Below are 13,277 nucleotides of genomic sequence, written 5' to 3'. Positions count from 1 at the left end.
CCCGGCTGGCGAAAGGGGCACACAGGAGACGCATGGTGCTCGGGGTGGTGCAAGCCGCCAGAGCATAATCGGGAATGGGGGTGGGCGGACAGTTGCGCCGCCCAAAACCCCAGCCGCCCCCGCGACTGTAAGCGGTGAGGGACTCCGATCAGCCACTGGGCCGCAAGGCCCGGGAAGGCCGGAGAACCCCAGTGAACCGCGAGCCAGGAGACCGGCCGTGCATGTTTTGTGGCCAAGGCCGTCGGGTGTGACGGCAGGAAGGAACTGAACCATGCATATCGAACCCGGAGTTGTATCGGGCGCCAAGCTCGTGTTGAGTTACGCAACCGGCATCGCCGTCGGCGGCGTTGCGCTGAAGCTCGCGGTCGAGACCGTGCGCGAGCAGGGCATCACGTCGTTCGCGGCGCGGACGCTCGCCACCACGGGCCTCGTGTTCGTCTTCTTCGAGATCCTGCCGCACTTCCCGGTCGGCGTCTCCGAGGTGCACTTCATCCTTGGCTCGACCCTGTTCCTGCTGTTTGGGGCGGCGCCCGCGGCCTTCGGCCTTGCGTTCGGACTGTTGTTCCAGGGCATCTTCTTCGAGCCGCCCGATCTGCCGCAATTCGGCATGAACGTCACCACGCTGCTGGTGCCGCTGTTCGGGATCCAGGCGATCGCCGCGCGGATCATTGCCCGCAACACCGCCTATGTCGATCTCAGGTATCGGCAGGCGCTGGCGCTGTCGACCACGTATCAGGCCGGCGTCATCGCCTGGGTTGCGTTCTGGGCGCTCTATGGCTCGGGCTTCGGTGCGACCAACCTCGTCAACATCGCGACCTTCGCGGCCTCCTACGCGCTCGTCATAGTGATCGAGCCGCTGGCCGACCTCGGTGTGCTGGCACTGGCAAAATCGCTGCGTGGCGTCACCGCGCCCGGTCTCGTCACGCCGCGCCTGCACAACGCGGCTTAAGAGACAAAGGGGCGGCCGTCATGGCCGCCCCTGAACGCGCGATGCTCACGCTCTCCCTGATAGGCATCGGTTGCGGCGATCCCGAGCAGCTCACGCGCGCCGCCGTTCAAGCCATCAACGCGGCCGATCTCATCCTGATCCCGCGCAAGGGGACGGCGAAGTCCGATCTCGCAGATCTCAGGCGGACGATCTGCGCGGATGTGCTCACCAATCAAACGACACGCATTGCCGAGTTCGATCTTCCCGTGCGCGATGCCGGTGAAGCGGATTATCACAAGGGCGTGGACGATTGGCACGAGGCCGTGGCCGCGGCCTGGTCGCAGACGATCGCCAGCCATCTCGGTGATGATGGCAAAGTCGCGCTGCTGATCTGGGGCGATCCCTCACTGTATGATTCGTCGCTGCGCATTGCGCGGCGGCTCGATCCCTTGCCTGATATCGACGTCGTGCCCGGCATCACTTCGATCCAGGCGCTGTGCGCGGCGCATGCGCTGCCGCTCAACGACATCGGCGAGCCCTTCCTCGTCACGACGGGGCGCCGCTTGCGCGAGGGTGGCTGGCCGCAGGGCGTCGATACCGTGGTGGTGATGCTCGACGGCGGCACGGCGTTCCAGTCGCTCGATCCTGCGGGGCTGCACATCTGGTGGGGCGCCTATCTCGGCATGCCCGATCAGATCGTCATGTCGGGCGTTCTGGCCGAGATCGCCCCGCACATCGTCGCCGCGCGACAGGATGCGCGCGAACGGCATGGCTGGATCATGGACAGCTACATTCTCAAGCGCCGGCCGTAAGCGAGGCAGCATGCTCCCTGAATGGGTCACCCGGAAATGCCCCGATGTCTCCGCTGTCCACCGCGAGGCGGCGCTCGCGCGTCAGGCGCAACTCACAAAACCGGCCGGCGCGCTCGGCCGGCTGGAGCAGCTTGCGGTCGAGCTTGCGGGCCTCCAGGCGACCGAGCAGCCGCGCGCCGCGCGAGTGCCGATCATCGTCTTCGCCGGCGATCACGGCATCGTCGCGCAGGGCGTGTCGGCCTATCCGCAAGGAGTGACCATCGCGATGATGGCGAATTTTGCCTCGGGCGGTGCCGCGATCTCGGTGCTGGCGCGTGAGCTTGGCTCAAACCTTGAGGTCGTCGACGCCGGTACGCTGGCGCAGGAGGAGATGGCAGGAATCGTCACTGACAAGCCGCGCAGCGGCACGCGCGACTTCAGCGTGGAAGCAGCGCTCCCCCCCACGGAGCTGGCATTCGCCTTCGAAGCCGGTCAGCGCGCAGTCGCGCGCGCAGAAGCCAGCAGGCCCGATCTCCTGATCTTCGGCGAGATGGGCATCGGCAATACCACGACGTCGGCGGCGATTGCGGCGAGCCTGCTCGGCATCAGTGCCGAGGAGATCGCGGGCTGCGGTACCGGCGTCGACGCGGCCGGCCGCGCGCACAAGGCGCGCGTGATCGACGCTGCGATCGCGCGTTACGGCGTTGCGGGCGCTTCGCCGGAACAAATTCTGTGCGCGGTCGGCGGCCTCGAGATCGCGGCGATTTGCGGCGCCATCATTGCTGCTGCGCAAGCCCGCATTCCCGTGTTGATCGATGGCTTCATCGTATCCGTGGCAGCGCTGGCGGCGGTGCGGCTGAACCCGTCGTGCCAGCCATTCCTGCTGCCGTCGCATCAATCGGCGGAGCAGGGACATCGGCTGGTGCTGCGTGCGCTGAACGTGCAGCCGTTGATCAGCCTCGATCTCAGGCTCGGCGAAGGATCGGGGGCGGCCATCGCGCTGCCGCTGGTGCGGCTCGCGTGCAGCCTTCACAACGGCATGGCGACCTTCGCGCAGGCCAACGTGCCGGATCGCCCGGCCTGATCTAGCTCAAGCCGCGCGCTGATTGACCGCGACGACGCGCCAGCCGGTGGCGAGCCGGTCGATCCGGGTCAGTGACAACGGATCGATCACGAAGCGCAGGGCCGCTTGTGGTGTCAGATCCAGCGCAATGCAGAGCGCGGCGCGGATGGTGCCGGAGTGAACGACGAGCGTTGCCGAGCCGGCGCCGATTTGCGCGAGACCCAGCCGGACACGCGCGACCTGATCCTCAAAACTTTCGCCGCCCGGCGGCCGACCGTGCGCCGGATCGCTCCAGAACTGCGCATAGGTCTCCCCGCCGGTCGCAGCGAGTTCGTCATGCCGCCGGCCGGTCCAGTCGCCAAAATCCTGCTCGCCAAATTCGGGCACCAACGCGGGTTCGAGTCCCAGCGCGCGCGCCGTCTCAACCGTACGTCGCGCCGGGCTCACCAAGCTCGCAGCATCTGGCGGAAGCCTCTGCCGCAACGCCTCCAGTTGCACGCGATCGCCGAGATCGGCGGGCGCGTCGGCCGCGTGGATCGTCCCTTTGACGCCGTCGACGGGCGCATGCCGTATCAGCCAGAGGAAGGTCTCGCCTTCCATGCCTATCTCCAAGGAAGTTGGTCGCTGTGGTAATAACGTCGCAGCGGCACATTGACTCTGTCTTGTCGGTAATCCTAGATGGCTTTGACGGTTTCCCCGAGTGGGGATGAAAAGGGAATGCGGTGCGGGGATTTTGTCCCCAATGCCGCGGCTGCCCCCGCAACTGTAAGCGGCGAATCTTGCGTCACGAGCCACTGGGTATCTCGGTCCCGGGAAGGCGATGCAAGGTACTGACCCGCGAGCCAGGAGACCTGCCGTCAGCCGTGGTCACACGCGAAGATGTCGGTCGGGGAGTACAGACATTCGGCTTCATCGGAAGGCTCAAAGGCCGGAGGTGGGACCTGGTTCGCTGTGACGTGCCACTGACGTCATACCGAGGTCCCGAACTGTGTCTTCCATTCGTCTTGTACGACCGCGTTGCTTCCTGCTCGCTTCCGCCGCGCTTACTTCATTTGCAGTCGCCGATCTGCCCGCAGCGCTGGCGCAGCAGGCCCGCGAGCCGCTGCCGCCGGTCGAGGTGTCGCCCGCCCAATCCCGCAAACCGGCAAAGCCGGCGGCCCGGGACGCGCAGAGCCCACGCCGCGCGGCATCGCGCAGGCCAGCGGCCGCATCGGCCGCGGCCAAGCCCGTCGTGCCGACCGCGGCGGCGCAGACGCCGCTCAACACCAATGTGGTTGCCGAGAGCGCCTCGCGCCTCGGCCTGACCGTGCAGGAGACACCCGCGACCGTCGAAGTCATCTCGGCCGAGACCATGCGGGAGCAGGGCTATCGCACCGTGTCGGAGGTTGCGCAGGGCGCGGTCGGTGTCACCTCCGGCGACAATCCGGCCGAGCCCGCGGCTTTCTCCATGCGTGGCTTCACCAACAGCCAGATCAACATGCTCTACAACGGCATCAAGATCGGTCCGCAGAACATGACCTCGCGGATCACGGATACGGCCAATCTCGCAGCCGTGGAATTTTTGAAAGGTCCGGCCTCGCTGATGTCGGGCGAAGGTGCCGCCGGTGGCGCAATCAACTTGATCACGAAGCAGCCACACACCGGACCGATCCGGAATGAAGCTGACTTTTCCTGGGACTCGCTCAACTCGTTCGGCGTCCATTACGGCTCGGGCGGCAGCACCAACGTGCAGGGGCTCGACTACCGCTTCGACATCAGCCGCGCCTCGCTCAATGGCTTTGCCGACGACACCAATACCAAGACGTTGGATGTGTCTGGCCAGCTCAATTACCGCATCTCCGACAGCCTCAAGATCTGGGGCGCGATCGAGTACCGGGAAGATCGCTCGAAGGCCTATTGGGGCGCACCGCTGGTACCGATCGCCTTCAGCGGCTCGCATGCGACGAGCGGCATTGTTTCGGGCAATTACGTCTCGAACTTCAACAAAACGAATCTCGGTGCGATCACGATCGACGATCGTACCTTCAACACCAATTACAACGTTCTCGACAACCGCAACGTGGCACAAGAGGTGTGGCTGCGCGGCGGCTTCGAACTGAAGCTGGCGCCTGACCTGACGCTGAAGAGCCAAGCCTATGCCTATGGCGCGGAGCGTACCTGGTTCAACAACGAGATCGAGGCTTTCAATGCCAGTACGGGCCTGCCCAACTCGAACATGGTCGATCGCGAGCGCTTCTATGTTGCACATAGCCAACGCCTTGTCGGCAACATTACCGACCTGATTTGGGACGCTAATATCGCAGGCTTCGACAACCGCCTGGTCACGACACTTTCGTCCAGCTATCTCGATTTCGTCAGGCCAGGCGCGGCCAACTTCCCGGACGATTACGTCTCGCTCGTCAATCCCGACCGTGGCCTTTACGGCCTGCTCACGACGCAGCAGCAGACCGCGCGCATCGACAACGAGGCGCTGTCGTTCGAGGACCGGGTGAAGCTCACGCGAACCTTCGCGCTGGTCGGCGGCCTTCGCGTCGAGCATATCGGGCTTGACCGCAACTCGACCGACGCCGCCGGGCTGGAAAAGGCGAGCTTCCCGTTCTCGAAGTCCTGGGTCCCGACGACGGGGCGTATCGGCTACACCTGGGACGCCGTGCCCGGCCTGACCTTCTTCAGCCAGTACGCGACCGGCGCGGACGTCTCGGCCAACAACATCTTCCTGCTTGGGCCAGCCCAGCCGCTCGACCTGACGACCTCGCGCACCTATGAGACGGGCGTCAAGCATCTGTTGTGGAACAACAGGGCGGAATGGTCGTTCTCGGCCTACGATATCGAGCGCAAGAACGTCTATGCGGCGGCTGGCGGCATGCAGCTCAACATCGCGGGACGGCAGGAGTCGAAGGGCGTCGAGCTCGCCGCGGCCGTACGCCCGATCGATCCCCTGCGGCTCTGGGGCAACATCGCCTATGTCGATGCACGCTATGCCGACTACAATTTTGCCGGTGGTTCGTTCTCCGGCAACACGCCGCCGAACGTGCCGCGTGTCGTGGCCAATGCCGGTGCGTCGTACCGGTTCTTCACGCCCTGGCCGGTGGAGCTCGGCATCACGGGCCGCTATGTCGGCGACCGCTACAACACCGATGCCAACGTCGTGACGATGAAGGCCTACACCGTCGCCGACGTCTACGCCTTCGTCGACATCCCGAAGACGGTGTTCAACGCGGTCGACCAGGCCCGTCTGGGCTTCCGCGTGCGCAACATCACCGACAAGCGCTACGCGATCTGGGGCGATCCGTTCTATCCCGACCAGATCCTGCTCGGTGCGCCCAGGACCTATGAGCTCTCGGCCGCGTTCAAATGGTAGGGCGCTGACCACATGATGAACGCGATCGTGCTGCTGCATCGCTGGCTCGGGATCGCGTTCTGCCTGCTGTTCGCGATGTGGTTCGCGAGCGGAATCGTGATGCACTTCGTCCCGTTTCCGTCATTGACGGAAGCGGAACGTTTTTCCGGGCTCGCGCCGGTGGCTGGCGGAGAGGTGAGGATTGCGGTCGCGGATGCCGTCGCCGCGAGCGGGATAGCGGACGCCACGCGCGTTCGCCTGGTCCAGCGGAGCGACGGGCCGGTTTATGTCGTGTCGGACCCATCGCGTGTGGCCGCGATCCATGCCTCCGACGGACGGGATGCATCGGTGACGTCGGCCGACGTCGCGGTCGGTATCGCGCGGGATCATGCCCGGCAACGCGGGCTCGATGCCGCGCGGGCGGCGATGATTTCGGGCGCGGATTATGATCAATGGAGCGTGCCGAACGGCTTTGATCGACACCGGCCTCTGTTGCGCGTCGCTCTTGGCGATGCGGCCGGAACCGAGGTCTATGTCTCCTCGCGCACCGGCGAAGTCGTGCTGGATACGACCCGCAGCGAGCGCGGGTGGAATTGGGCCGGCAGCGTCCTGCACTGGATCTATCCGACAGTCCTGAGGAGCAACTGGTCCCTTTGGGATCAGGTGGTCTCGACATTGTCGCTGGTGGCCTTTATCGCCGCGACGCTCGGCGCGGTGCTCGGAATTATTAGGATCAGGATTCGAGGGCGTCGGGTCTCGTCGCCTTATCGCGGCTGGCACGCACTGCATCACATCATTGGTCTCGTCGCGACCGTTTTCGTGCTGACCTGGAGTTTCAGTGGCTGGCTCTCGATGGATCACGGCCGGCTGTTCTCGCGCGGGGAGCTGACCCCGACCGAAGCGGGCGTGGTGTATGCCGCGCCTGACTGGACGACGGCCCCATCGTTCGGTCAGCCGTCGGCTCGCGAAGTCGAATGGTTCGCCGTCAACGGTGTTGTCTACCGGCGCGACCGGACCGGCCTCGCCAGTCAGACCTTGACCAAAGCGGGGGAGGCGATCCGCAGCCGGCAGGTGGCATTCCTCGGCGAGAAGGATGTCCATGACCTGACGACGCGCCTTGCGCCGGGCTGTGGCGACTCGTCCGTTCTTGCCGACAATGACGATTATCCCGCGTACTCCGTTGTCCCCGGAGCGCCCGTCTATCGCTCCCGATGCGGCGACCTCTGGTTCGACATCGACGGTGCCGACGGCCGCGTGCTGCAAAGACTGGATGCCTCACGGCGCGCCTATCGCTGGTTCTATAGCGCGCTTCACACGCTCGATTTTCCCGTTCTCATGGCGCATCCGCGTCTGCGCGATATCCTGGTCGTCGGGCTCTGCTTGCTCGGGCTGGCATTTTCCGTCACCGGCATCGTGATCGGCTGGCGGCGCTTGCGGTCGACCTTCGCGGCTTGAGCTGCGTATCGAACAAATCATATGCGCCATGCAGATTGCGGGTTGCGCGGGCGATGGCAGGCGCGGATGATCGTCCGAGGGGGCGCAGCGGTGCGCTCTCTCAATGGGGCGATCGTGATCGATGTCAATTCAGCGCAAGCGCCTCGGCATGATGACCCCGTCGTCCAACTCGGTGCTGGAGCCCGTCACCAGTTCCATGCTGCATGGCGTGGCCGGCGTCACCGCTCATTTCTCGCGCTTCCGCGTTACCGAGATCGCGCTCGATGCCGCGGCGCTGAACCAGTTCGATGCCTCGGTGATGCTGCCGGCGGCGGATCTGCTGGCGGACGCCAGGGTCGATGCCATTGCCTGGAACGGCACGTCGGCAAGCTGGCTCGGTATCGGCCGCGACCGGAGCCTGTGCGAAGCGATCGCGGCGCGGACCGATATCCCGGCGACGACCTCCACGCTCGCCTGCATCGACGCCGTCCGCGCGCTCGGCGCCGGACGCGTCGGCCTGGTCTCCCCCTATACGGACGACGTGCAACGGCGTATCGGCGATGTCTGGGCCGAGGAGGGGATCGCCCCTCACGCCGAGCGGCATCTCGGCCTGCGCGATAACTTTTCCTTCGGTGAGGTCACGCCCGCGACGATCGCCGACATGATCCGCGCGGTCGCGGCGGACGGTGCCGATGCCGTCGTCATTCTCTGCACCAATCTCGACGGCGCCGCGCTGGCTGCCTCGCTCGAACGGGAGTTGGGTATCGCCGTGCTGGACTCGGTCGCGGTCACGCTCTGGCGGACACTCGAACTCGCCGGCGGCGACATCGCGGCCCTTGCGGCGTGGGGCCGGATCTTCCAGACATCAGCGATCATCAACTGACGGAGCCCTCCTGTGACGCAGCTCGATCTCGCCATTCGCGGCGGCACCATCGTGACGGCCAGCGACGAGTTTCGCGCCGATATCGGCATTCGCGACGGACGCATCGTCAGCATCGCCGACCGCATTGAAGGTGCGGCGCGCGAGATCGACGCGACAGGTCTGCTGGCGCTGCCGGGCGGGATCGACAGCCACGTCCACATCTCCCAGGCCTCCGGCCCCGACGTGGTGATGGCCGACGATTTTGCTTCGGCAACGCGCGCCGCGGCGGCCGGCGGCAACACCATGGTGCTGCCCTTCGCGCTCCAGGAGAAGGGCACGTCGCTGCGCACCTGCGTCGAGAACTACCGCAAGCTCGCCGAGGGCGAATGCTACATCGATACCGCCTTCCACCTCATCATCTCCGACCCCACCGCAGTCGTACTCGGGCAGGAGCTGCCGGCTCTCGTCAAGGATGGCTACACCTCGTTCAAGGTGTTCATGACTTATGACGACCTCGTGCTCAGCGACAAGCAGCTGCTGGAAGTGTTCGACGTCGCGCGCCGCGAGGAGGCGCTGGTCATGGTCCATTGCGAGGGTTACGACGCGATCCGCTTCCTCACCGCGAAGCTCGAACGCGAGGGCCATATCGCGCCCTATTATCACGGCACCTCGCGGCCGCAGGCCGTCGAGCGCGAGGCGACGCATCGCGCCATCAGCCATGCCGAGGTGATCGGCGTCCCCATCATGATCGTGCACGTCTCCGGGCGCGAGGCGATGGAGCAGGTGCGCTGGGCCCAGCAGCGCGGACTGCCGGTGCATGCCGAGACCTGTCCGCAGTACATCACGCTGACGGCCGACGACATGAAAGGCCTGAACATGGACATGTCAGGCGCAAAGTATGTCTGCTCGCCGCCGCCGCGCGATGCCGAAAGCCAGCAGGCGATATGGGAAGGGATCACCACCGGCGTGTTCCAGACCTTCTCGTCCGATCACTGCCCGTTCCGCTACGACGACCCCAAGGGCAAGCTGACGCCGAATTCCCGCACCTCGTTCCGCTGGGTGCCGAACGGCATCCCCGGCGTCGAGACCCGGTTGCCGATCCTGTTCTCCGAGGGCGTGTCGAAAGGGCGTATCAGCTTGCAGAAATTCGTCGAGCTGACTGCGACCAATCATGCGCGGATCTACGGGCTCTATCCGCGCAAGGGCTCGATCGGCGTCGGCTTCGACGCCGATATCGCGCTGTGGGACCCGAAGCTGACAAAGACGATTCAGCAGGCCGATTTGCACCATGGCTCCGACTATACGCCGTGGGAAGGCTTTGACGTCACCGGCTGGCCCGTCACCACCATCGCGCGGGGCCGCGTGGTGTACGAGCAGGGCAAGATCGTCGGCGACAAGGGCGCGGGCGAGGTGCTCAGCCGCGGCAAGTCGAGCCTGGTGTGACGGAAAAATAATTGCATCGGGACGACGCCATGTCGTCCGTTGCGCATACCATCCTCGCGCTGCTGCGACATCATTGATCCCTTTTCGCCGGCCGCCTTTCGGTGTAGCTCTGCGCCCACTTATGAGGCGACCGGACGCCAATGCTGATCGCCGCCGAAATCATGCAGGAGACACCAGGGATGTACCCGAAAGTTCAGATGTTCATCGCCGGCGAGTGGACCGACGGCACTTCCGGCAAGTCGGAGGACATCCTCAACCCCGCCACCGGCCAGCCGATCGGCAAGACCCCGCACGCCTCGCGCCAGGACCTCGACCGCGCGCTGGAGGCCGCCAAGGCCGGCTTCGAGATCTGGCGCAAGACCTCGCCGTTCGACCGCTACAAGCTGATGCGCAAGGCCGCCGACATCATCCGCTCGCGCGCCGCCGAGATCGCGCCTGTCATGACCATGGAGCAGGGCAAGCCGGTCGTGGAAGCGCAGGGCGAGACCATGCTCGCCGGCGACCTCATCGACTGGTTCTCGGAAGAAGCCCGCCGCGCCTATGGCCGCATCGTGCCGCCGCGGATGGGCAACGTCTCCCAGCTCGTGACCAAGGAGCCGGTCGGCCCGGTCGCCGCGTTCACGCCCTGGAATTTCCCGATCAACCAGGCGGTCCGCAAGATCTCGGCCGCGCTCGCCGCCGGCTGCTCGATCATCGTCAAGGGCCCGGAAGAAACCCCGGCAAGCTGCATGGAGCTGGTGCGCGCCTATGCCGACGCGGGCATTCCGGCCGGCGTCGTCCAGCTGGTGTTCGGCGTGCCGTCGGAAGTGTCCGAATATCTCATTCCGCACCCGATCATCCGCAAGATCAGTTTCACGGGCTCGACCGCGGTCGGCAAGCATCTGGCCGCACTCGCGGGCCTGCACATGAAGCGCGTCACCATGGAGCTCGGCGGCCACGCGCCGGCGATCGTGTTCGCGGACGCGGACCTCGACAACGCCGCCAAGATTCTCTCGGCCAACAAGTTCCGCAATGCCGGCCAGGTCTGCGTCTCGCCGACGCGCTTCCTGGTGCATGAGAGCGTGTATCAGCCCTTCGTCGACAAGTTCGTCGCCGCGGCCAAGAGCCTGAAGGTCGGCAACGGCCTCGACAAGGACACCCGCATGGGTCCGCTGGCGAACCCGCGACGCGTCGACGCGATGGAGGGTCTGGTCTCCGACGCTGTGCAGCGCGGGGCCAAGGTGCAGGCCGGTGGCAAGCGCATCGGCAACGAAGGCTTCTTCTTCGAGCCGACTGTGATCACCGACGTGCCGCGCGATGCCCGCATCATGAACGAGGAGCCGTTCGGACCGCTTGCGCCGATCACCTCCTTCCGCAGCTATGACGAGGTGGTGGCCGAGGCGAACCGTCTGCCTTACGGCCTTGCGGCCTATGCCTACACGACCTCGACCAAGACGATGCAGGCGATCGGCTCCGATATCGAGAGCGGCATGGTGTCGATCAACCACCATGGCCTCGCGCTGCCGGAAGTGCCGTTCGGCGGCATCAAGGATTCCGGCTACGGCTCCGAAGGCGGCCTCGAGGCGATCGAGGGTTACCTGAACACGAAGTTCGTGACCCAGGCGAGCGCGTAAGGAAGAGTCGCGTTGTCATTCCGGGGCGCGCGAAGCGCGAACCCGGAATCCATCGCGCCGCGCGTAAAGAGGGAAAATGGATTCCGGGCTCGCGCCAAGCGGCGCGCCCCGGAATGACGGTGGATAGGACCTGCGTTGCCTGACGGGCGAGACATGGACAAGAGCCGTCACCCGAGCAAGCGCGTGTCCCTTGCCGGGATGCATATCGACCGGAATTCGGCGGTGCCGCTGCATCTGCAGATCGCGGCGCACATCCGCGATGGCATTTTGCGTGGCGTCTTTCCGGCCGGAACGCAATTTCTGGGATCCCGCGATATCGCGCGCGAACTGGGCTGCTCGCGCACGGTAGTGCTGACCGCCTGGGATCTGCTCTACGCCGAGGGCTATCTTGAATCGACGCCGCGTGGCAGCGTCATGGTGGCCGCCGTTGCAGCCCCGCATGCGGAGCCTCCGTCCACTACGTCGCCTGCGAGCAAGCCTGCCCACATGTCGGAGCGTTGGCGATCGCTGCTTGGTTTGGATTACGAGACCAATTGGCCGTCTGTGTTCGCGCCCGGCGCACCCGACGTCTCGATCTTCCCATTCAAGGAATGGTCGCGCCTGCTGCGCCAGACCTGGCTAAATCCCAGAGAGCAGGAGTGTCTCGATCTTCCCTCGGAAGGCCACCCGCGCTTGCGGAGCGAGATCGCGAACTTCCTCGGCTCGGTGCGCGGGCTCGTCTGCTCGCCGGAAGAGGTCGTCGTCACCTCAGGCACATCGGGCGCGCTTGATTTCTGCAGCCGGATGATCCTCGATCCCGGCGACGAGGTGTGGGTCGAGGAGCCCGGCTTCGTCGAGGCGCGCTGGGCGCTCACGGCTGCGGGTGCGAAGCTCGTTCCAATTCCGGTCGATGACAAGGGCCTCGTCGTCTCCGAAGGAATCCGGCGCGCACCGGGTGCGAAGCTGATCGTGGTGACGCCGTCGCATCAATATCCGCTCGGCGTCAGCATGGGGCTGGAGCGGCGGCTCGAGCTGCTCGATTGGGCCAACAAGAACGACGTCTGGGTGATCGAGGACGATTACAATTCCGAGTTCAGGCACCAGGACAGCATGATCGCCTCGCTGCGCTCGCTCGATCGCGAGGGGCGGGTAATCTATTTCGGCACGTTCTCGAAGATCATGATGCCGAATTTGCGGCTCGGCTACATCGTCGCCAACAGGCATTTCATCGAAGGCTTTTCCAAGGGCCGCGCGCGCATCGATGTGCACACCTCCGGCATCGGTCAGCTCGCGCTGGCCGAGTTCATGCGGGAAGGGCACCTGCTGCGGCATCTGCGCGGGATGCGGCGGATTTACGCCGCGCGCCGGAAGGCACTGATCGATGCGATCGCAGCGCTGATGCCTGACGATCTCACCGTATCCTCCGCCGTCACCGGATTGCATCTGGTGGCGCTGTTCACTGAAGCGATGCAGGCACGCATGAGCGACCGAGAAGCGGCCGCGGTCCTGAAGCAGGCCGGCATCCACGTCCAGCCGCTCTCGCAAAACTTTCTGGAGCAGCCGACGCGGCAGGGCCTGGTGTTCGGCTACGGGCGGCTGCGGGTCGAGGACGCCGCGCCGCTGCTTGCGAGAATCGCGGCTCGCATCGGCAGCGGTCGCCGCAACGCACCATCCGACCCGGCAATATCCTCTCTTACTGTTCGTACAATAAAGAGAAGCTGAGCCGACCGTCGTGCATAGCTCGTAGGCATGCGGCTTTCCCGCAACGCCGTTCAATCGCCTGGAAATTAGACAGACGTTTTTGAGTGCTCCGATTGCAGTGCA

Annotated in this window: 10 protein-coding genes and 2 riboswitches; of the genes, 9 read left to right on the top strand and 1 reads right to left on the bottom strand. The window is 65.3% G+C overall.

What is annotated here, in order from left to right:
• Positions 1–16: 16 nt before the first annotated feature.
• Positions 17–235, top strand: a riboswitch (cobalamin riboswitch).
• A 36-nt stretch (positions 236–271) separates the two neighbouring features.
• The 3 genes from CT676_RS28405 to cobT are packed head-to-tail and all read left to right on the top strand — an operon-like array spanning position 272 to position 2,803.
• Positions 272–949 carry an energy-coupling factor ABC transporter permease gene (locus CT676_RS28405; RefSeq protein WP_063984424.1) on the top strand — a complete coding sequence of 226 codons (678 nt, stop codon included), beginning with the start codon at positions 272–274 and terminating at the stop codon, positions 947–949.
• 41 nt (positions 950–990) lie between these two features.
• Complete coding sequence (gene cobF, locus CT676_RS28400; RefSeq protein ID WP_135215881.1) at positions 991–1,740, top strand: precorrin-6A synthase (deacetylating); 750 nt, start codon at positions 991–993, stop codon at positions 1,738–1,740.
• A gap of 10 nt (positions 1,741–1,750) precedes the next feature.
• Positions 1,751–2,803 carry a nicotinate-nucleotide--dimethylbenzimidazole phosphoribosyltransferase gene (cobT, locus tag CT676_RS28395; RefSeq protein ID WP_135215872.1) on the top strand — a complete coding sequence of 351 codons (1,053 nt, stop codon included), beginning with the start codon at positions 1,751–1,753 and terminating at the stop codon, positions 2,801–2,803.
• 6 nt (positions 2,804–2,809) lie between these two features.
• Here the strand turns inward: cobT and CT676_RS28390 are convergent, their stop codons facing one another.
• Positions 2,810–3,382, bottom strand: coding sequence for a histidine phosphatase family protein (locus tag CT676_RS28390; protein WP_135215871.1), 573 nt, complete (start codon positions 3,380–3,382; stop codon positions 2,810–2,812).
• A 71-nt stretch (positions 3,383–3,453) separates the two neighbouring features.
• A riboswitch (cobalamin riboswitch) is annotated at positions 3,454–3,656 on the top strand.
• A gap of 114 nt (positions 3,657–3,770) precedes the next feature.
• Here CT676_RS28390 and CT676_RS44355 point away from each other — a divergent pair.
• The 6 genes from CT676_RS44355 to CT676_RS28355 all read left to right on the top strand — a co-directional run bounded on the left by CT676_RS44355 (position 3,771) and on the right by CT676_RS28355 (position 13,175).
• Positions 3,771–6,143, top strand: a complete 2,373-nt coding sequence (locus CT676_RS44355; protein WP_166351663.1) for a TonB-dependent receptor — start codon at positions 3,771–3,773, stop codon at positions 6,141–6,143.
• A gap of 12 nt (positions 6,144–6,155) precedes the next feature.
• Positions 6,156–7,577, top strand: a complete 1,422-nt coding sequence (locus CT676_RS28375) for a PepSY domain-containing protein (RefSeq protein WP_135215869.1) — start codon at positions 6,156–6,158, stop codon at positions 7,575–7,577.
• 121 nt (positions 7,578–7,698) lie between these two features.
• Positions 7,699–8,439, top strand: a complete 741-nt coding sequence (locus tag CT676_RS28370; RefSeq protein ID WP_135215868.1) for an aspartate/glutamate racemase family protein — start codon at positions 7,699–7,701, stop codon at positions 8,437–8,439.
• 12 nt (positions 8,440–8,451) lie between these two features.
• The gene (gene hydA / locus CT676_RS28365) at positions 8,452–9,861 is read left to right on the top strand and encodes a dihydropyrimidinase (RefSeq protein ID WP_135215867.1); all 1,410 of its coding nucleotides are present in this window, start codon (positions 8,452–8,454) and stop codon (positions 9,859–9,861) included.
• A gap of 179 nt (positions 9,862–10,040) precedes the next feature.
• Positions 10,041–11,474, top strand: a complete 1,434-nt coding sequence (locus tag CT676_RS28360; RefSeq protein WP_038934240.1) for an NAD-dependent succinate-semialdehyde dehydrogenase — start codon at positions 10,041–10,043, stop codon at positions 11,472–11,474.
• A 153-nt stretch (positions 11,475–11,627) separates the two neighbouring features.
• Positions 11,628–13,175, top strand: a complete 1,548-nt coding sequence (locus CT676_RS28355; RefSeq protein WP_135215866.1) for a PLP-dependent aminotransferase family protein — start codon at positions 11,628–11,630, stop codon at positions 13,173–13,175.
• The last annotated feature ends 102 nt before the right edge of the window (positions 13,176–13,277 follow it).

Source organism: Bradyrhizobium sp. MOS001 (genome assembly GCF_004634465.1).
Taxonomy (GTDB): domain Bacteria; phylum Pseudomonadota; class Alphaproteobacteria; order Rhizobiales; family Xanthobacteraceae; genus Bradyrhizobium; species Bradyrhizobium barranii.
Note: the sequence above shows the minus strand (reverse complement) of the source record. Positions and strands in the feature narration are given on the sequence as shown.